This window comes from Microbacterium sp. MMO-113 (assembly GCF_037148555.1).
GTDB lineage: Bacteria > Actinomycetota > Actinomycetes > Actinomycetales > Microbacteriaceae > Microbacterium.
The window spans coordinates 546,575-565,530 of the sequence record NZ_JBBCTD010000002.1 but is presented as its reverse complement, the minus strand read 5'-3'; the positions used below and the strand labels follow the sequence as shown (position 1 = coordinate 565,530).

Here is an 18,956-nt window from a genome sequence, read left to right as displayed (position 1 = left end):
TTCGACGCTAGTTAGGCGATCCTAATAACTCCAATGCATAGTTCGTCTGGAAACCATGCGGGTACGCTATGGATATGAACCTCGAGCAGCTCCGCGGGTTCGTCGAAGTCGCCCGCCTCGGCCACTTCACCCGCGCCTCCGAGCACCTCCATCTCGCGCAGCCCTCGCTGAGCCGTCAGATCTCGACCCTCGAGCGGGAGCTCGGCGCCGAGCTGTTCCATCGCGCCCGCGGCCACATCGCCTTGACGGCCGCCGGCGAGACGGTCCTTCCCCGCGCGCAACGCATGCTCGCCGAAGCCGACGCCATCCGCGACGAGGTGGCCGAGCTCGCGGGACTCCGTCGCGGCCGCGTGCGCCTCGGCGCTCCGCCCACCCTCTGCATCAGCCTCGTCGCGGAAGCCCTCAGCGCGTTCCATGCCGCACACCCCGGCATCGACCTGCACCTCACCGAAGGAGGCTCCCGGCTGCTCGTCGAGCAGCTCGCCGTCGGTGCCGTCGACATCGCCCTCGTCACCCAGTCCGAGGGGCCGGTACCCGCGGGAGTCAGCCTCACGCACATCCCGCTGCTCGCGGAGGAGCTCGTGGTCATCTCGTCGGCGGCCGCACCGCCGGTCACCCACGGCCCGTCCGTGAGCCTGGCGCACCTCGCGACCCTCCCGCTCATCCAGTTCGATGAGAGCTACGAGCTGCGCGCCGCGATGGACGCCGCCTTCCGTGCCGCGGACCTCACTCCGACGCTCGCGCTGGAGGGTGCGGAGATGGATGCGGTGCTGCGCTTCGTCGAACGAGGCGTCGGGGTCGCGGTGGTCCCGGCGATGGTGCTGTACGAACGCCCCGCGCTGCGGTCGGCGCGCCTCGACCACCCGGCGATGTCCCGGACGATCAGTCTCGCCCATCGCTCCGACGTCACCCCCGCGGTCGCGGTGGCCGCGATGCGCACGGCCATCATGGCCACGGCGGCCGACCTCGCCGAGCGCGACCCGGCGATCACCAGCCTGCTCTGACCGGAGCGCATGTGCCCAGGACAGCGAAAACCCCCGCCGCTTCCGCGACGGGGGTTTCGTACTGTCTCAACACAGTGTGCGCCTCGAGGGACTCGAACCCCCAACCTTCTGATCCGTAGTCAGATGCTCTATCCATTGAGCTAGAGGCGCAGGACCCGCGGTGCTTTACCGCTCAGCGGGCCGACGACCAGCCTACAACAGACGAGACCGGAAAGCGAAACGAGGGCTCAGTCGCCCTTCGCGGCCGCCTTCTCCTGCTTCTTCCGCCGCTTCTCCCTGGCCCGCTGCTGCGACGAGAGCGCCTGGAGATCGACCAGTCGCAGCGCCTGCATCCGCGCTTCGCGCATACGTGCGTAGTCGGGATCCTGGTCAGGTCGCATGCCCTCGACGCGCAGTCGACGGTCGAGGTTGTGCCGCACATCGGCCCAGGCCGCCGCGCGTGCCTCCTCGACGATGCTCTCCAGTTGGGCACGGTCGTCCATCATCTCTCGCAGACGCTGTGCGACGCCGAGCGACTGCTTCGCCCGCCGCCGGAGATTGCGCACGTCGCGGTCACGGTAGTCGTGGGTGCCCACCGGATCGGAATGCCGACCGCGGGCGCGCTTGCGCAGAGCCGTGACCGTGGCGGCGGCCTCCTCCGACTCCGCAGCCATCGCCCCGAGCGCAGCCCTCGCATCTTCGACGTACTTGTCGAGGTCGAAGACGCCGTCCTCGGCGATGGTGCCGATGAGGATGTGGTTCTTCACGGCGAGGCGCGCAGCGGCCGTCGCGATCGCGACGCCTTCGGCGATGGCATCCGCAGTCCGTCCCACCGGCACCTCCTCCTCTCGAGCGTACCGGTATGGATGCCGCGCAGTCTCGGCCGGAATCGCTCCGGATCAGCATGCCGCAGACGTCCGACATCGGCAGGCGGCATCGGGCCGAGGCTCAGCCGACGACGCCGACCCAGATACCCGAGGCCCAGGCCTGCTGCTCACCGGAGCACCCGACCGCCCCCGGGAAGCCGCGGACGACAGCCATGCAGTTGGCGAGGAACTCCGGATCGCCGCCGAACATCGCCCCGTACGCGTCCGAGGAGGTGAGGGTGCCCCAGACCCGGAACTGATAGATGTGAGCCAGCTCATGCGCCATCGCCCAGTTCAGGCGCCCCTCGCTCCAGCCGGTGATGTCGGCGCGGTACTTGATGTAGCCGTTGCTGTTGGCGCAGGCGGGCGCGGTGCCACCCGCACAGGCCGACGACTCGTACAGTCCGACGCCCCCGCCGCCGACCCTGTCGAGGGCGGCGCGCACCCGCGCGTAGCCGTCCGGCCCGCTCGACGCCCAGGCGGGTCCGCCGAGACCGGCGCTCTGCGACGCCTGCCACCCGGCCACCTCGGTGCCGACCTTCTGCGTGAGCGCCTCCACCGTCGCGGTCGCCGCGACCACGGTGTCCGGGTCATGGCGCTCGGCGCGCACAGTCTCCTGGGCGGACCGGGCGGACGCGAGCTGCGCCGCTGTGTCGACCTTGCCGTCCGCGCCCTGGAGGACGGCGGCCAACGTCGAGAGCTCCTCCAGGAATGCCGGCCGCACCGCCAGCACGGCAGCCCGATCCTCGGCGTCCTGCTCGGCCCGCGCCACGGCGCCGGACAGGTGGTCGGTGCGCTGCGCGGCGTCGTAGGACCGGTTGGCCAGCACGGAGAGCTCGGCCACCGCCTCCGCGCGCTCCTGGTCCAGCGCGTCGGATCGCGCGACGGCGGCCGCCGCGACGAGCACGGCCGCCGACACCGTCACTGCGAGCACCCGCCGCCTCACGGCAGGAAGCCCGTCGTGTCGTTCAGCTCGGCGTCCTGCTCCGCGATGCGCGACCGCAGAGCGGTGAGACGTTCCGCCAGTTCGAGGTTCTCGGCCTGCGACTCCGCGAGCACCTGCTCGATCCGCGCGATCTCCGCCTTCACGGCGGCGACACCGGCGGCGCGCTCCTGATCGGCCACCACCAGGAGCGCAGCACCTCCGAGCAGGAGGATCCCCCCGACGACGACAGCAAGACTTCGCATCTCGCTCCCCAGGACAGCGCGAACAGACCGGACCGACTCCGACCGGACAAGGATACAACCGGGTCTCCGCGCGGTGGGGTGCGTCTTCGTGGAGGGTGGCGCGTCAGCCGGAAACCGTACGCGTCAGCCGGCGTTCGGCCGCGGAATGCCCGCTCGCCAGGTGCGCGGGGACGATCCGTCGCAGCGCCTCGACATCGCGTGCACGGACGGCTTCGAGGATGACGCGGTGCTCCTCCGCCATCGCCTCCAGGTCGTCGTGCTGTCCGAACAGCCAGCGCAAGCGCGTCAGGAACACGGCGATGAGCTCGCCGAGCATCTCGTTGCCCGCCAGGTCGACGGCGACCTCATGGAACGCCGCGGCCGCCGTCCGGGCGGTCTCCGCGTCGCCGGCCCGGGCCGCGGCGACCTCGCGCTCGTACGCCTCGCTCAGTCGGGCGAGCCCTTTCGCATCGTGGCGTTCGGCCGCGAACACGAAGATGAGGGTCTCGATCGCCTCGCGCACCTCCGCGAAGTTGCGGATGTCGTCATGGGTGAATTCCCGTACCACGGCCCACGTCCGGGGCCGTGCGACGACCACGCCCTCCGCGACCAGCGTGCGGATGGCTTCCCGCACCGGGAGTCGGGACACATTCAGCTCGGCGGCGATATCCCGCTCCACCAGCCGGGAACCGGGCGCGCGCCGACCCAGCACGATGTCGTCTCGGAGGATCCTCGTGACCCTGACCGACTCGAGTTCCCCGCCTACCCCCACAGCCCCCGCCATCCGGGCATTGTCGCACCCCGGCCCGGGATTGGCCAAGTTTGGTATCCCAGACCGGGGCGCGCGCCGCGTCAGGGAAGACGGTTCGCCCGCGCGACGTTCTCCGCCAGCTCTTCCGCGTTCTGCCGGATGACATACGCCGGACGGTCACGCTCGACGCGCCACGACTCGCTGAGCGGGCCGACGTTGACCGTGTCGAAACCGGCCTCGTCGTAGAAGCGGGTGACGAAGGCCACGGCCTCCGCGTCGTCCCCGGCCGTGGCCAGCGCGCGACGGTTCGGCGTACCGGCCGGGCTCCCGTCTGTGGTGATCTCGGCGGCGTAGATGTGGTTGAACGCCTTGGCGATCTTCGAGTCCGGGAGCTGCGCCTGCACGAGCTCGGACGTGGTGGTCTCGCCCTTGTCGAGGGCCTCGATGTGCCCGTCGCGCTCGAAGTAGTAGTTGTTCGTGTCGAGCACGATCTTGCCGGCGAGCTGCGCGGCGGGAAGCTGATCGATCGCGTGCAGCGGCACCGTCACCACGGCCACGTCCGCCGCGGTGGCCGCCTCCTCCGCCGTCGCCGCCTTCGCGCGCGGCCCGAGCTCTGCGACGAGATCGGCCAGGGTCTCCGGCCCTCTCGAGTTCGCGATCACGACGTCATAGCCGTTGGCCACCGCCACACGGGCGACCTGGCTGCCGATGTTGCCTGCTCCGATGATTCCGAGAGTTGTCATGCTCTGGCCAACGCCTGCCGGCCGATGCTATTCCCGTCGAGAACGGCAGGCGAACGCGGTCAGAGGCGCGTGAGCGCGTCCTCCGCCGCGACCCAGGCGAGCATCGCGCACTTCACGCGCGCCACGTACCGCGACACTCCCCCGAGCGCCGCGGCGTCGCCGAGCAGCTCCTCGTCCGGCTCGATCGTGCCACGGGAGCGCATCGCCTCGCGGAAGGCGGCGATGCGCACCTCGAGCTCGTCCACAGTGAGGCCCTCGGCGAGCTCGGCGAGCAGGGACGCGGACGCCTGGGAGATGGCGCACCCGTGTCCCTCCCACGCGATCGCCTCCACCCCGCCGTCGGCGCTGCGATGCACCTGCAGGGTGATCTCGTCGCCGCAGGTCGGGTTGAGCTGATGCGACTGCGCGGGGATCTCCTCGCGGAGGCCGAACCCGTGCGGCGTGCGCGAGTGGTCGAGGATCAGCTCCTGATACAGGCTCTGCAGGTCGCTCATGCGCCCCTCCCGAAGAACGCGATCGCCCCGGCGACCGCCTCGATGACGGCGTCCACCTCGGACGCGGTGGTGTACAGGTAGGTGCTCGCCCTCGTCGATGAGGTCACACCCAGCCGACGGTGCAACGGCTGGGCGCAGTGGTGACCGACGCGCACCGCGATGCCCTGGTCGTCGAGGAACTGCCCGACGTCGTGCGAGTGGATCCCCGCCACGTCGAAGCTCGCGAGCCCCACGCGCGGCAGCTCGATGCCCGCGCCCAGGACCCGCACGCCGTCGATCGCCTCGAGCCCTTCGACGAGACGCTGCCCGAACGCGGCCTCGTGCGCGGCGATGCGCTCCATCCCGACCGCGGAGAGGTAGTCGACCGCGGCGGCGAGCGCGATCGCCTGGGACACCCGCTGCGTGCCCGCTTCGAAGCGCTGCGGCGGCGGCAGGTACTCGGCCGCGGTCGTGGTCACCGTCGTGATCATGGAGCCGCCCGTGAGGAACGGGGGCATCGCGGTGAGGACCTCGCGACGGCCGTAGAGCGCGCCGATTCCGGTGGGGCCGAGCATCTTGTGGCCGGAGAGGACCGCGAAGTCGACGCCGAGCGCGTGCAGGTCCAGCGGGAGGTGCGGAGCCGACTGGCAGGCGTCGAGCAGGGTGAGGGCGCCGACCGCCTTGGCCAGCGCGACGAGAGTCTCGACGGGGTTGATCACGCCCAGCACGTTCGACACGTGGGTGAAGGCCACGAGCTTCGTGCGCTCCGAGATGATTTCCGCGGCCGCATCCAGCCGCAGGGCCCCGTCGTCGTCGAGCGGGATGACCCGGAGCGTGGCCCCGGTGCGCGCAGCGAGCTCCTGCCAGGGGATGAGGTTGGCGTGGTGCTCCATCTCGGTGGTGACGATCTCGTCCCCTTCGCGGAGCCGGAGAGGCTCGGCCGCGGCACCACCCCGGCCGAGGGAGGCGTTGGAGAGGGAGTAGGCGACGAGGTTGACCGCTTCGGTGGCGTTCGAGGTCCAGACGATCTCGTCGTCATCGGCGCCCACGAACCGGGCGAGGGTGCTGCGGGCGTCTTCGAAGAGCTCGGTCGCCTCGGCGGCCAGCGTGTGGGCGCCGCGGTGGACGGCCGCGTTCATGGTGGTGGCGAAGCGGCGTTCGGCGTCGAGCACGGACTCCGGACGCTGCGACGTCGCCCCCGAGTCGAGGTACGCCAGCGGGTGGCCGTGGACGCGGGTGTGCAGGATCGGGAAGTCCTCGCGGATCCGCTGCACCTCGGTCTCGGTCAGCGGGGTGATCACGTCGACTCCGGGAGAAGCGCTCATCGTTCCAGTCTCCCATCTTCCGGCCGACCGGGGTCCAGCGGAAGCGCGGGACTAGGACATGCGGGCGAGGCGGGCACGCACAATGCAGAAGGCGCCGTACAGAGCGAAGCCGACGCCGACGGCGCCGAGGATGAGCCGGCCGAACGGCAGACTGAGGAGGCTGTGCAGAGCGGCGTCGAGACCCGCAGCGCGTTCCGGGTCCTGCGTCACGGCCGCCACCACAAACAGCACCCCGGTGACCCCCACCGCGATGCCCTTGCCGATGTAGCCCACGATGCCGAGCGCCATCACGCCGGCGCGGGCAGCTCCGGTCGGCACGTCGATGAGCTTGCGGAAGGAGCGCATGATCCCGCCGATGATGAAGCCGATGCCGACACCGATGACGCTGAGACCGATCACCACGAGCAGCGCCACCCCGCCGGGTGCGGCGAGGACCACCTGGCTCAGGGTCTTCGAGGCGTCGGAGGACTCCGCGCGGCCGCCCAGCGCGTAGACGAGCGCGAGGCCGGCGATCACCAGGTAGGTGCCGGAGATGCCGAAGAGCTTGAGGCGCTTGCCCCACTTCTTCGTCTCGGCGGGGTCGGCGGCGAGGAACCCGCTCGCGACCTGCCATACGGCGAGCGCGAAGAGACCGACGGCGATCGCGAGCAGCAGCAGTCCGCCGATGGGGTTGTTGCGCACCTGCTCCATCGCGCCGTCCTGGTCGGCGTCCCCCGACCCGCCGGCCGCGATCGTGATGGCGATCGCGCCGATGATGATGTGGATGATGCCGAGGACCACGAATCCCGCGCGGGCGGTCCGCCGGAACGCGGTGGAGTCCTTCGCCACGCGTGCCGCATGCTTGACGGTGCTCATCCTCGAAGAGTATCCGCCGCAGACCGCCGGAATCAGGGGGTTGCTTTCCGAGCGCCCGGTGCGGAACGCGCTCAGGTGATCCGTTCCACCGGCTGCCGCAGGATGGTGCGCAGCTTCTCCGGGGCGGTGCGACGACGGTCACTGAGATAGATCTCATGGTGACGCCCGCGCAGCCGCAACCCGTTCTCCGGGACGAATCGCTCGTGCAGCTCCTCCAGCACGGGGCCCTCGTCGTCGAACGGCCCGATGTGCAACGTCTGCACGCAGAGGCCCTCGTCGAGGACCTCCCGCCGGACGGCGGCCAGTGCCGGGAGCTCGTCCCCCTTCTTCGCGCTCTTCGCCGCGACCGTCTCGACCGCGTGGTCGAACAGGGCGGGAGTGACGTGGTCGCCCACCATGATCATGAGCGTCCAGAGCCACGTGGACTTGTCGCGTCGGGTGGTGAATGACGCCATGTCGGGCGCGTGCCACAGGCCTTCCAGGGGCATCACGACCTGATCGATGCCGAGCTCGGCCCGGCTGGCGAACTTGAGGGTGTACGCCAGGGGGTAGAGCGCCGCGACCGCATCAAAGAAGGCCGGAGCGGTGTTCGGATCGCCGGCGCCGTCGACCATCAGATAGGTCAGCGGCGGCACCTCGAGGACACGGAAGGCACCCCGCTTCGCCTGATACGCGTCGAGCGTCTTCTTGGGATCGATCGCCGTCATGGCCCGCCTCTCGGTACGTCGTGCGGTCAGTGTGCCACCGGCCACGGACATCGGGTCGAGCCCTCGGGCCCGACCCGATGCGCGGTCAACTCTGCTCGACGGGGAGCCAGAGCTCGCAGGAGGCCGTGTCGCCGGTGAACTCGCGATAGCGGACGACCGACGGCCCGGGCCGCAGCCGCCACGGGTTGGACGGGAACCACTCGGTCGCCGTCGCCGCCCACAGATTCTGCAAAGTCTCCGGGAACGGTCCGCTCGCGCCGAACACGGCCCAGGTGCCCTCCGCCACGCGCAGGGCGTCGAGGTCGTCGGGAACCGCGGTGTCGTCGCGCACGGCTACCCCGTGCAGGTACGTCAGCGGCGTTCCCTCCAGGGCATCCGGATCGATGTCGGCGGTCACGGCGAGGATGCCCGCGGGCTCCTCGTCGCCGAGGGCTTTGAGGCGGGCGTGCTCCTCCGGCGGGATGGCGGCGATGTGCGCCTGGATGTGCGGATTGACGCCGACGTGGACGAGCGGGACCTCCGCGGCATGGCCGACGAGGACGAACGCAGGGCGGTGGGTGATGGTGACATCCATCGGGGTGCTCCCTTCGACGCTCAGGCGGAACCGGAGCGTGGGTTGTGTGCGGAGAGGGCCCCCGTGCCGACGCGCGTCTGCCGGCCCGATGCCGTGCACGGCGCGGAACGCCCGGGCGAACGCCTCGGTCGACCCGTAGCCGTGCCGAACGGCGACGGCGAGCAGACTCGGTGCACCGGCGGCGAGCTCCGCGCCGGCGCGCGTCATCCGACGACGCCGCACGTACTCGGTCAACGGCATCCCGGCGAGCGCCGAGAACATCCGGCGCAGGTGGTACTCGGTGGTGCCGTGCGCACGGGCGAACGCGGCGACGTCGATCTCCTGACCGTGGTCCGCCTCGACGAGGTCGACCAGGGCGTTGAGCGTGCCGATCACAGGGGTCCTCCTTTCCCCCTCATCGTCTCGCCGCCGCCTCTCCGCGCACCCGACCGTTCCGGCCCGATGCGATCGGGTCGGGGATCAGAGCTCGACCGGGACCGCGGGCTCCGTGTCCTCCACCTCCGGGTGACGGGCGAGGTTCACCACGGCCGCAAGGAGGCCGCCCCACACCGTGACCATGGCGATGATCATCATGACGATCGCGGTGGTGGTCATGCGCCCGCTCCCTTCGTCTGCGCCGCCGGGACGGCGATGCTCGTCGTCTCGGGGTCGGCGGCGTACTCCTCCTGGTCCAGGAAGTCGTCGTAGCCGACGTCGTCCTTGGCGCGCGAGCGCCTGCTCCACGGCACCAGCGACAGCAGCACTCCCCCGATCACCAGGGTGATGACCATGCCCCAGCCGAACACGCCGAGGAACCAGCCGGGGTAGCCGCTGTACGGCTCGGCGATCTTCGTCAGGAGTTCCGTGATCAGCAGGTAGCCGAGCACGAGCGGGGCCAGCACGCCCACCAGCAGGCGCCAGAGCAGCCCGACCCGGAAGCTGGATCGCCGGTTCAGGTGCTCCTGCAGCTGCGGCAGCCGGTGCAGCACCCAGGCCACGACGATCACCGCGACGAGGGCGACTGCCATGATGCCGAAGGCGTTGACGAAGGCGTCGGTGGTGTCGAGCACCGACAGCGCGGTGGTGGTGGAGAAGAGGGCCATCGAGATGACGGCGAGCGGGATGGAGACGATGAGGGTGGTGCGCACCCGTCCCCACCCGAGCTTGTCCTGCAGGGCGGCCACGATCACCTCGAGGATCGAGATGAGCGAGGTCACCCCCGCGAAGACGAGGGCACCGAAGAACAGCACGCCGATGATCGACCCGCCGGTCGCCTGCGACACGATCGTGGGGAAGGCGACGAACGCGAGACCGATGCCCGAGGTCGCGACGCCGGAGACATCCGTGCCCTGCGCCTGGGCCATGAACCCGAGGGCGGCGAACACGCCGATGCCGGCGAGGATCTCGAAACCGGAGTTGGCGAACGCGACCACGAGACCGGAGCCGGTGAGATCGGTCTTGCGCTTGAGGTAGGACGCGTACGTCACCATGATCCCGAACGCGACGGACAGCGAGAAGAAGATGTGGCCGTAGGCGGAGGCCCACACGGCCGGGTCGGCGAGCGCCTCCCAGTTCGGCGTGAAGAACGCGTTGAGGCCGTCCAGAGCGCCGGGGAGGAAGAGCGCCTGCACCACGAGCACCGCGAACATGAGGGTGAGCAGCGGCATCAGGATCATGTTGGCGCGCCCGATGCCGCGCTTGACGCCGAGCGCCATGATGATGATGACGATCAGCCACACCGCGATCAGCGGCAGCCCCACCTGCGGCACGAACTCCGCGGACAGGCCGACCTTCGCGACGTCGGCGGACTTCAGGAAGTCGACGAAGAAGAAGTCGTTCTCGTTGCCCGCACCCCAGGTGAGCTGCGCGGAGAACCAGGTGTACATGCCCGCCCACGCGACGATCACGGCGTAGTACACCGCGATGACGACGCAGATCAGCACCTGCCACCAGCCCAGCGGTTCGGCGGCCCGGTGCAGGCGTCGGAACGCGAGGGGCGCGGAGCCCCGGAACCGGTGGCCGATCGCGTAGTCGAGGAACAGCAGCGGGATGCCGGCGGTCAGCAGCGCGCACAGGTACGGAATGAGGAACGCACCGCCGCCGCCTTCATAGGCGACGTAGGGGAAGCGCCAGATGTTCCCGAGACCCACGGCCGAGCCGATCGCCGAGAGGATGAACACGTTCCGCGAGCCGAAAGCCTCGCGCTGCGGGGTCTGGGTCGGTTCAGGCATGCCCGCGAGGATACCCGAACCGGGACACCCCGGCGACCCGCCCCGCGCTCACAGCATCGCGGCCAGCACCCCGCCGTCCGCCCGCAGCGCGGCGCCGTTCGTCGCCGAGGCGCGGGCGCTGGCGAGGTAGACGACGAGGTCGGCGACCTCGGCCGGATCGAGGAAGCGCCCCAGCAGGCTGGTCGTGTTCTGTCCGATGATCGCCTCCTTCATCGCCTCCTCGGAGACGGACTGGGCCTCGGCGACCGCGGCGACGCTCGCCGCGACACCTTCGGAGTAGGTCGGGCCACCCAGGACGGTGTTCACCGTCACGCCGGTGCCGCGGGTGAGTTTGGCCAACCCGTTCCCGAGCGCGATCATCGCGGCCTTCGTCACGCCGTAGTGCACCATGTCGGCCGGGACGTTGACGCCGGACTCGCTGCTGACGAAGACGATGCGCCCCCAGCCCCGTTCCCCCATCCCCGGCAGGAGAGAGCGGGAGAGACGCACGCCGCTCATCACGTTCACCTCGAAGTAGCGCGCCCAGTCCGCATCGGCGACGTCCGCGAAGTCGGCGAGACCGAAGAGACCGACGTTGTTGACGAGGATATCGACGTCACCGAGCCGCTCCGTCAGCCGCGCCACCTGCGACGGGTCGGTGAAGTCCGCGGCGATCCCGGACACGGTCACCTCCGGGTGCGCGAGGGCCAGCACGCCGACCGCTGCGTCGACCCGTCCCTCGTCACGACCGTTGATCACGACATCGACCCCCTCGGCGGCGAGAGCGGACGCGACCGCGTATCCGATCCCCTGGCTCGATCCGCTGATGAACGCCCTCTTGCCGCGCAGCCCCAGTTCCATCCGTCTCCCTCTCACTTCCGCGGGCGTCCCGCATCACTTGCCTGAGCAAGTCATACTAATCACGTCTCACTTTCCTGAGCAAGCGAAGAGCACGGCTCGACCGCTACGGTGGAGGAATGTCGTCATCCTCCCCCGCCCCCTTGAACGCCGAAGAGATGGACGTCTGGTCGGCGCTCGCGACGCTCCTCGAACGGCTCCCGGCGGCCCTCGACGCGCAGCTGCAGCGCGACAGCGGACTGACCCACTTCGAGCACGGCATCCTCTACGCCCTCGATGCGGCACCGGAGCGCACGCTCCGCCTCAGTGTCCTCGCGGGCTACGCGAACAGCACGCTGTCCCGACTCTCCCGTGCGGTCACCCGCCTGGAGGCGAAAGGCTGGATCCGGCGCGAGGTCGATGCGGAGGACGGGCGCTTCACCCTCGGCATCCTCACCGACGCCGGCCACCGGAAGGTCAAGGAGTCGACTCCCGCGCACCAGGCCCTCATCCGCCGCGTCGTCTTCGACACCCTGACCCCGGCGCAGGCCCGGCAGCTCGGCGCGGCGAGCCGGAAGATCTCCGCCGCGCTCTCCCCCGACCCGACCTGGGCGCCGGGGGCGCAGGGGTGAGGAGGACCCACCCGCAGGCGAGAACACGAAAGCCCCGGCGAGCGGACTCGTCGGGGCTTCTCAGTGCGGAGACGAGGGGATTTGAACCCCTGGTCCCCGTAAGGGGACTCCACCTTAGCAGGGTGGTGCACTAGGCCGGACTATGCGACGTCTCCAGGCATCCGGCTCGAGAGCACGGATGCACCCCACCATCATAACGGGTCCGGCGCGTGGTCACGAACCGCCGGGCTCGGATGATCCCCGGAGCCGGCCGCATGCCCTGCGATACTGGCCGCACGTTGCGAGGGTCCGGCCCCCGCGGACGCGAGAGGAGACGCCATGTCCGAGCCATCGGGAGCGCACGTCCGCGCGGGGTTCGCCGCCCCGGCCGACCCGAGGCGCGGCGCCCTGGGCTATGCCGCGGTGCTCGCCCTCCTCATCGTGTCGTACGGACTGTGCGCGGCCCAGCCCGGCACGGTCCCCAGCCCCTGGGCGTTCCTCGCGATGCTGGTCACGGTCGCGATCGTGTTCCGCGTGACCAGGGCGCATGCCCTCGTGCAGCGGGTGTCGTGGGTCGTGCTCTCGGCCGCCGGCCTGGCCGCCCTCCTCGCGGCGTTCTTCGCCACGGACAGCCCCGCGCTCGCCGTGGCGCTCTCCGCCGCGTCCATGATCGCGCTGCTCGTGGCGCCGTGGGCCATCATCGCGCACCAGGTCACCCGCCGAGGTCTCGACGTCGAGGCGCTCCTGGCCGCGGTGACCGCGTACATCCTCGTCGGCATGTTCTTCGCCTTCGTCTACAACCTGCTGTCGCTGCTGCTGCCGACACCGCTGTTCGGCGATGCCGCCAACGACTCGCTCGGCGATCAGCTCTTCTTCTCGTTCACGGCACTGACCACGACGGGCTATGGGAATCTCGTCCCCGTCGGACCGGGCGTGCAGGCGGTGGCCGTCGCCGAGGGGATCACCGGGCAGCTCTTCCTCATCACCGCCGTCGCCCGCATCATGCGCGGTGCGAGCGCCCAACGCTCCACACCGACGTCGGCCTGATCGCGGTCACTCCCCGGTCGTCGAGCGGCGGGCGACGAGCTCCGGCCGGAACAGCACGTGCTCCGGCGCCGGCGCCACCTCGTCCTGGCCTCGCAGCAGCAGGTCGACGGCGGTCGAGCCGATGAGCGCGGCCGGCTGCCGCACCGAGCTGAGCGGGATCACGGCGGCCGCGGCGAAGTCGATGTCGTCGTAGCCCACGAGCGCTATGTCCTCGGGGACACGGGCATCGCCGGTCATCACCAGGCTCTGCAGGAGGCCCAGGGCCAGGAGGTCGTTCGCCGCGAAGACCGCGTCCGGGCGATCCCCGGGGGCGCGGTCGAGGATCTGCGCACCGGCCCGGCGCCCCTCCTCGACGGTGAGCGCGGACGTCGGAATGAACTCCAGCCCGATCCCCGCCGCGGCCACCGCCGCCTGCGCTCCGCTCAGACGGTCGGCGACCTGGCGCAGCGCGACCGGGCCGCCGACGAAGGCGATCCGGCGACGACCGACCGCCAACAGATGCTCGGTCGCGATGCGCCCGCCCTCGACGTCGTCGACGGCGACAGAGGCGAACCGCTCATCCTGCGATTCCCGGTCGACGAGCACGGCGTGCGTCCCGCGCTCGTGCATCCGCACCAGCCGCGGCAGGGATTCGGCCACGGGTGTGACGAGCACGCCGGTCACCCGCTGCTCCTCGAAGAGATCGAGATGCATCGCCTCCCGCTCCTGCTTCTCGTCGCTGTTGGCGACGAGGACAGAGAGTCCGTGCTGGTCGGCGCGCTCCTCTGCTCCGCGGATCACCTCGGCGAAGAACGGGTTGCGGATGTCGAGCACGACCAGCCCGATGGTCCGACTGCGCCCCGCACGGAGCTGCCGCGCCGCGTCGTTGCGCACGAACCCGAGGCGGTCGATGGACGCCTGCACACGAGTCACGGTCTCCGCGGCCACCTTCTCAGGCCGGTTGAGCACGTTCGACACGGTCCCGACGGAGACACCCGCGTCCTCGGCGACCTCCCGCACACTGACGGCCATCGCGCCCTCCCTCCGGCTCCCGCTGCTGAAACGACTCATCCGCGGGGATCGCCTCAGACTCTCATGCCGTATTGACACGCGTCAACACAGCCCCTAGTCTCAAGTCCATCAGGGTTTGAAACGATTCATTCCCTCAATGGAGAGAGAAATGATGTCCTCACCCACGACGGCGCCCGTGCTCGAGCTCGCCGACGTCCAGAAGGCCTTCGGGTCGGTGATCGCCCTGCGCTCCGGCACCATCGCCGTCCACCCCGGCTCCATCCACGCGCTCGTCGGCGAGAACGGTGCCGGCAAGTCCACCCTCGTGAAGATCGTCGCCGGTCTCTACCAGCGCGACGGCGGAGTCTTCCGTCTCCGCGGCGAGCAGGTCGACTTCACCTCGACCGCACAGTCCAAGGCCGCCGGCGTCGCCGTCATCTACCAGGAGCCGACGCTCTTCCCCGATCTCTCCGTCACCGAGAACATCTTCATGGGCCGCCAGCCGACCGGGCGGTTCGGGCGGATCGACCGCAAGGCCATGCGCCACGAGGTCGAGCGGCTCTTCACCCGCCTCGGCGTCACCATCGACCCCGACCGCCCCGCCGAGGGCCTGTCGATCGCCGACCAGCAGGTGATCGAGATCGCCAAGGCCGTCTCCCTCGACGCCACACTGCTCATCATGGACGAGCCCACCGCGGCGCTCTCCGGCGTGGAGGTGGAGCGGCTGTTCGCGATCGCCCGGAGCCTGCGCAACGAGGGCCGCGGCCTCATCTTCATCTCGCACCGGTTCGACGAGGTGTTCGCGCTCTGCGACACCGTCACGGTCATGCGGGACGGCGCGTACATCGCGACCTCCGCGATCGCGGACACCACGGTCGACGAACTCGTGCACCAGATGGTCGGCCGCGAGGTGTCCGAGCTGTTCCCGAAGCAGGAGGCGACGATCGGCGAGCCGCTGCTCGAGGTCGAGGGGCTGACGAGCCCCGGCCTCTTCCACGACATCTCGTTCTCCGTGCGTGCGGGCGAGATCGTCGGGCTCGCTGGCCTCGTCGGCGCCGGGCGCAGCGAGGTCGCCCGCGCGGTCTTCGGCGTGGACGGGTACCGCGAGGGCAGCGTGCGCATGAAGGGCCGCCGGATCCGCGGCCGCCGCCCGGTGGACGCGATGCGCGCCGGTCTCGCCCTCGTCCCCGAGGACCGCCGGAAGCAGGGCCTCGTCATCGAAGCCGGCGTCGGCGGCAACATCACCCTCGCGATCCGTCGGCGTCTCGCCCGCCTCGGCCTGCTCACCACCGCGATGGAGAACCGCGCCGCTCGGGAGTGGGCCTCGCGGCTCGAGGTGAAGACCCACGCCCTGGACACCATGGCCGCGACGCTCTCCGGCGGCAACCAGCAGAAGGTCGTCCTCGCGAAGTGGCTCGCCACGCAGCCGCAGGTGCTGCTCATCGACGAACCCACCCGCGGCATCGACGTCGGCACCAAGTCCGAGGTGCACCGCCTGCTGTCCCAGCTCGCCGGTCAGGGCATGGGCATCCTCATGATCTCGTCCGAGCTGCCCGAGGTGCTCGGCATGGCCGACCGGGTGCTCGTGATGCGCGAGGGTCGCATCACGGCCGAGATCCCCCGCTCGGAGGCCACCTCCGAGAACGTCATGTTCGCCGCGACGCACGCATCGGAGCTCAGCTCGTGACCACCGCCATCCCCGTCTCCGCGCTTACCAAGCGCATTTCCGGTCTCGGCAGAGCCCGCGAGTTCGGCATCCTCCTGGCCCTCGTGCTCGTGGTGACCGCCGCGACCCTCAACAACCCCAAGTTCCTGTTCAGCGCCGACGGCTGGCGCGACCTGCTGCTGACGCCCTCGATCCTCGTGCTCGTCGCCGTGGGACAGGCCATCGTCCTCATCACCCGGAACGTCGACCTGTCCGTGGGTTCCGTGATGGGCCTGACCGCGTACCTGACCGGTCGGCTCTTCATCGACATCCCCGGCATCCCGATCGTCCTGGTCGTGGTCGCCGCGGTGGTGCTCGGCGCCCTCCTCGGTCTCATCAACGGCGCCCTCGTCGCGTACGCCAAGGTGCCGGCGATGGTGATCACGCTCGGCACCCTCTACGCCTATCGCGGCATCAACGTGCTGTGGACGGGCAGCGACCGGGTGAACGCCTCCGACATGCCGCGCGACTTCCTCGCCCTCGGCACGGGGCAGCTCCTCGGCATCCCGGTCCTCGCGATCGTCGCGGTCCTCGTGCTCGCCGTCGCCGCCTGGTACATGAAGAACACCCGCGGCGGCCGCGAGTTCTACGCGATCGGCTCCGACCCGGCGGCGGCCGAACTCTACGGCCTGCAGGTCACCCGTCGCGTGCTCACCGCGTTCGTCCTCTCCGGGGCTCTCGCCGGACTCGCCGGCGTCTTCTACGCGGCCCGCTACGGCACCATCAACTCCCAGGCCGGAGCGGGATGGGAGCTGGACGCGGTGGGCGCGGCCGTCATCGGCGGCGTCGCGATCACCGGCGGCATCGGCTCGGTCTGGGGTGCGGCGATCGGCGCCGTCCTGCTGCTGACCATCAACCGGGCGCTGCCGATCCTCGGGATCCCCGACTTCTGGCAGCGTGCCGTCGTCGGCCTGCTCATCATCGGCGCCATCGTGCTCGACCGCGTGCTCGCGGTGCGGCAGAGACGGCGGCTCATCGAGGCGAGGGACGAATCATGACGACCGCGACCGCCACCGTGACCACTCGCGTCATCCGCGACTACGACAAGCCCCTGTGGCGCCGACTGCTGCTCACGCGCGAGGCCGCGATCGTCGGCCTGCTCCTGCTGGTCGCGATCGTCTCGGCCTCCAGCATCCGCGGGTTCGGGCAGCCCATCACGCTGACCTACCTGCTGCTCGACATCGCGCCGATCCTGCTGATCGCCCTGCCGATGACCCTCATCATGATCACCGGCGAGATCGACCTCTCGGTGGGCAGCATGGTCGGACTGTCCAGCGTCGTCACCGGCGCTCTGGTGCAGGCGGGGCTCCCGTTCGAGCTCGCCGCGCTCGCCGCCCTCGTCGTGGGCGTGATCGGTGGCGCGTTCAACGGCTTCCTCGTGACGGTCGTCGGGCTGCCCTCGCTCGCCGTCACGATCGGCACGCTCGCCCTCTTCCGCGGCCTCGCCGTCGGGCTGCTGGGCACGGCCGCCGTCACCGACTTCCCGGAGTTCTGGACGGCTCTCGCCAAGGCGAAGATCGCGGGCACACCGATCCCCGTCATCACGCTCCCGTTCCTCCTGCTCGTCGCGGTCTTCGCGGTCCTGCTGCACTTCACGCCGTTCGGCCGCGGGGTGTACGCGATCGGTCTGTCGAAGGACGCGGCGCACTTCTCCGGTGTGCACGTCGAGCGCACGAAGCTCATCCTGTTCGTGCTGTCCGGGGCCGTCGCGGCGTTCGCCGGCATCTTCTACACGCTCCGCTACGGCAGCGCCCGCGGCGACAATGCCACCGGCCTCGAGCTCCAGGTCATCGCGGCCGTCGTGCTCGGCGGCGTGTCGGTTTTCGGCGGCCGCGGCAAGATCTACGGCGTCATCGCTGCCGCCTTCCTCATCGGGGCGCTCGCGAGTGCGCTCCGCCTGGTGAACGTCACCTCCGACGTCATCAACATCATCACCGGCACGCTCCTCGTGATCTCGGTGGTGGCCGCAAGCTTCCTGGCCTGGCTGCAGAAGGCACGCCGCCGACCGGGCAGACCCCCCGCCGGTGCCGCCACAGCGACGAAGGCACCGATGGACGCCGCATCCGCGGCATCTCCCGACGAAAGGAACGAACAATGACGTTTGCACGCAAGCGTGTCACCGCCTTCGCCGCCCTCGCGGTGGCGGCGGCGGTCGCACTGACCGGCTGCGCCGGCTCCACCGACGGCGGGGGAGACGGCGGCGGCGACGGGGCGGACGCCTCGATCACCTTCCTGCCCAAGAACCTCGGCAACCCGTACTTCGACACATCCAGCGAGGGCGGCAAGAAGGCCGTCGAGGAGTTCGGCGGCACGTTCTCCGAGGTGGGCCCTGCCGAGGCCACGCCCGACGCCCAGGTCAGCTACATCAACACGGCCACGCAGCAGGGGGTCGGCGCCCTCGTCGTCTCAGCCAACGACCCGCAGGCCATCTGCGACGCGCTGAACGAGGCCAGGGACGCCGGCGTCAAGGTCGTCACCTTCGACTCCGACACCAACACCGACTGCCGCGACCTGTTCATCAACCAGGCCGACTCCGAGGGCATCGCGAAGGTGCAGATCGACCTCATCGCCGACCAGATCGGCGGTGCCGGGGAGATCGCCATCCTCTCCGCCTCGGCCAACGCCACCAACCAGAACGCCTGGATCGAGCTGATGGAGGAGTACGTCGCCAGCGAGTACCCCGACATCACGATCGTCGAGACGGTCTACGGCGACGACGACGACCAGACGTCGTTCGACAAGACGGCCGCGCTGCTGCAGACGCACCCGGACCTCAAGGGCATCGTCTCGCCCACCACGGTCGGCATCGCAGCCGCGGCGCGCTACCTGTCGACGTCCGACTTCAAGGGCACGGTCGCGCTCACCGGCCTCGGTACGCCCAACCAGATGCGGGAGTACGTGGAGGACGGCACCGTGACCGCGTTCGCGCTGTGGAACCCGGCCGACCTCGGCTACCTGGCCGCCTACGCCGCGCAGGCCCTGATCGCAGGTGACATCGCCGGCGAAGAGGGCGACACCTTCGAGGCCGGTGACCTCGGCGAGTACACCGTCGGCGCCGACGGCGTCGTCCTGCTGGGCGACCCGTTCGTGTTCGACGCCGACAACATCGGCGACTTCGACTTCTGAGTCGCCC

Annotated in this window: 21 protein-coding genes and 2 tRNA genes; 7 read left to right on the top strand and 16 right to left on the bottom strand. The window is 70.3% G+C overall.

Annotated features, from left to right (window positions below; all coding sequences use genetic code 11):
- The first annotated feature begins 68 nt into the window (after nucleotides 1-68).
- Complete coding sequence (locus WFJ36_RS09515) at nucleotides 69-1,004, top strand: LysR family transcriptional regulator (protein WP_177173779.1); 936 nt, start codon at nucleotides 69-71, stop codon at nucleotides 1,002-1,004.
- 77 nt (nucleotides 1,005-1,081) lie between these two features.
- Here WFJ36_RS09515 and WFJ36_RS09510 read toward each other — a convergent pair.
- The 14 genes from WFJ36_RS09510 to WFJ36_RS09445 all read right to left on the bottom strand — a co-directional run bounded on the left by WFJ36_RS09510 (nucleotide 1,082) and on the right by WFJ36_RS09445 (nucleotide 11,494).
- Nucleotides 1,082-1,154: transfer RNA gene (locus tag WFJ36_RS09510), tRNA-Arg, on the bottom strand.
- Between the two features lie 77 nt (nucleotides 1,155-1,231).
- A complete protein-coding gene (locus tag WFJ36_RS09505; RefSeq protein WP_083391611.1) occupies nucleotides 1,232-1,816 on the bottom strand; it encodes an asparagine synthase in 585 nt (194 codons plus the stop codon).
- Between the two features lie 115 nt (nucleotides 1,817-1,931).
- A complete protein-coding gene (locus tag WFJ36_RS09500; RefSeq protein WP_256209342.1) occupies nucleotides 1,932-2,783 on the bottom strand; it encodes a hypothetical protein in 852 nt (283 codons plus the stop codon).
- An 8-nt stretch (nucleotides 2,784-2,791) separates the two neighbouring features.
- A complete protein-coding gene (locus WFJ36_RS09495) occupies nucleotides 2,792-3,037 on the bottom strand; it encodes a hypothetical protein (protein WP_025104550.1) in 246 nt (81 codons plus the stop codon).
- A gap of 103 nt (nucleotides 3,038-3,140) precedes the next feature.
- Nucleotides 3,141-3,800 (bottom strand): GntR family transcriptional regulator, encoded by a 660-nt coding sequence (locus tag WFJ36_RS09490; protein ID WP_071327638.1) that lies wholly within the window; start codon nucleotides 3,798-3,800, stop codon nucleotides 3,141-3,143.
- Between the two features lie 68 nt (nucleotides 3,801-3,868).
- On the bottom strand, nucleotides 3,869-4,510 hold the full coding sequence (locus WFJ36_RS09485; RefSeq protein WP_071327639.1) for an NADPH-dependent F420 reductase: 642 nt from the start codon (nucleotides 4,508-4,510) through the stop codon (nucleotides 3,869-3,871).
- A 59-nt stretch (nucleotides 4,511-4,569) separates the two neighbouring features.
- Nucleotides 4,570-5,004: a Fe-S cluster assembly sulfur transfer protein SufU gene (gene sufU, locus WFJ36_RS09480; RefSeq protein ID WP_025104553.1), complete on the bottom strand. Its 435-nt coding sequence runs from the start codon at nucleotides 5,002-5,004 to the stop codon at nucleotides 4,570-4,572.
- Entirely contained in the window at nucleotides 5,001-6,308 is a 1,308-nt protein-coding gene (locus WFJ36_RS09475; RefSeq protein WP_336643188.1) for an aminotransferase class V-fold PLP-dependent enzyme, read from the bottom strand. Before WFJ36_RS09475 ends, sufU begins: the two co-directional genes overlap by 4 nt.
- Before the next feature lie 51 nt (nucleotides 6,309-6,359).
- Nucleotides 6,360-7,163, bottom strand: a complete 804-nt coding sequence (locus tag WFJ36_RS09470; protein ID WP_071327641.1) for a DUF1206 domain-containing protein — start codon at nucleotides 7,161-7,163, stop codon at nucleotides 6,360-6,362.
- 71 nt (nucleotides 7,164-7,234) lie between these two features.
- Entirely contained in the window at nucleotides 7,235-7,870 is a 636-nt protein-coding gene (locus WFJ36_RS09465) for a GyrI-like domain-containing protein (RefSeq protein ID WP_336643187.1), read from the bottom strand.
- An 85-nt stretch (nucleotides 7,871-7,955) separates the two neighbouring features.
- Entirely contained in the window at nucleotides 7,956-8,819 is an 864-nt protein-coding gene (locus WFJ36_RS09460; RefSeq protein WP_292788210.1) for an AraC family transcriptional regulator, read from the bottom strand.
- Nucleotides 8,820-8,903: 84 nt separating this feature from the next.
- Nucleotides 8,904-9,038, bottom strand: coding sequence for a methionine/alanine import family NSS transporter small subunit (locus WFJ36_RS09455; protein WP_083391612.1), 135 nt, complete (start codon nucleotides 9,036-9,038; stop codon nucleotides 8,904-8,906).
- Complete coding sequence (locus WFJ36_RS09450; protein WP_292788207.1) at nucleotides 9,035-10,654, bottom strand: sodium-dependent transporter; 1,620 nt, start codon at nucleotides 10,652-10,654, stop codon at nucleotides 9,035-9,037. Before WFJ36_RS09450 ends, WFJ36_RS09455 begins: the two co-directional genes overlap by 4 nt.
- A 48-nt stretch (nucleotides 10,655-10,702) precedes the next feature.
- Nucleotides 10,703-11,494 (bottom strand): SDR family NAD(P)-dependent oxidoreductase, encoded by a 792-nt coding sequence (locus WFJ36_RS09445; protein ID WP_336643186.1) that lies wholly within the window; start codon nucleotides 11,492-11,494, stop codon nucleotides 10,703-10,705.
- Nucleotides 11,495-11,610: 116 nt separating this feature from the next.
- Here WFJ36_RS09445 and WFJ36_RS09440 point away from each other — a divergent pair, with 116 nt between their 5' ends.
- Nucleotides 11,611-12,102, top strand: a complete 492-nt coding sequence (locus WFJ36_RS09440) for a MarR family winged helix-turn-helix transcriptional regulator (RefSeq protein WP_336643185.1) — start codon at nucleotides 11,611-11,613, stop codon at nucleotides 12,100-12,102.
- Between the two features lie 66 nt (nucleotides 12,103-12,168).
- On the opposite strand, the gene WFJ36_RS09435 is transcribed toward WFJ36_RS09440, so the two are convergent.
- Nucleotides 12,169-12,257, bottom strand: a tRNA-Ser gene (locus WFJ36_RS09435).
- A 163-nt stretch (nucleotides 12,258-12,420) separates the two neighbouring features.
- Between WFJ36_RS09435 and WFJ36_RS09430 the strand changes: the two genes are divergently transcribed.
- Nucleotides 12,421-13,128: a potassium channel family protein gene (locus WFJ36_RS09430; protein WP_083391615.1), complete on the top strand. Its 708-nt coding sequence runs from the start codon at nucleotides 12,421-12,423 to the stop codon at nucleotides 13,126-13,128.
- Nucleotides 13,129-13,134: 6 nt separating this feature from the next.
- Here WFJ36_RS09430 and WFJ36_RS09425 read toward each other — a convergent pair whose 3' ends face one another.
- Complete coding sequence (locus tag WFJ36_RS09425) at nucleotides 13,135-14,139, bottom strand: LacI family DNA-binding transcriptional regulator (RefSeq protein WP_336643184.1); 1,005 nt, start codon at nucleotides 14,137-14,139, stop codon at nucleotides 13,135-13,137.
- A 148-nt stretch (nucleotides 14,140-14,287) separates the two neighbouring features.
- Between WFJ36_RS09425 and WFJ36_RS09420 the strand changes: the two genes are divergently transcribed.
- Genes WFJ36_RS09420 through rhaS form a run of 4 tightly spaced genes read left to right on the top strand, consistent with a single transcriptional unit; the run spans nucleotide 14,288 to nucleotide 18,949 of the window.
- Complete coding sequence (locus tag WFJ36_RS09420) at nucleotides 14,288-15,805, top strand: sugar ABC transporter ATP-binding protein (RefSeq protein ID WP_292788195.1); 1,518 nt, start codon at nucleotides 14,288-14,290, stop codon at nucleotides 15,803-15,805.
- Nucleotides 15,802-16,821 (top strand): ABC transporter permease, encoded by a 1,020-nt coding sequence (locus WFJ36_RS09415; protein ID WP_292788193.1) that lies wholly within the window; start codon nucleotides 15,802-15,804, stop codon nucleotides 16,819-16,821. Before WFJ36_RS09420 ends, WFJ36_RS09415 begins: the two co-directional genes overlap by 4 nt.
- The gene (locus WFJ36_RS09410) at nucleotides 16,818-17,921 is read left to right on the top strand and encodes an ABC transporter permease (RefSeq protein ID WP_336643183.1); all 1,104 of its coding nucleotides are present in this window, start codon (nucleotides 16,818-16,820) and stop codon (nucleotides 17,919-17,921) included. The genes WFJ36_RS09415 and WFJ36_RS09410 overlap by 4 nt, the downstream gene beginning before the upstream one ends.
- On the top strand, nucleotides 17,918-18,949 hold the full coding sequence (rhaS, locus tag WFJ36_RS09405) for a rhamnose ABC transporter substrate-binding protein (RefSeq protein ID WP_336643182.1): 1,032 nt from the start codon (nucleotides 17,918-17,920) through the stop codon (nucleotides 18,947-18,949). The genes WFJ36_RS09410 and rhaS overlap by 4 nt, the downstream gene beginning before the upstream one ends.
- The last annotated feature ends 7 nt before the right edge of the window (nucleotides 18,950-18,956 follow it).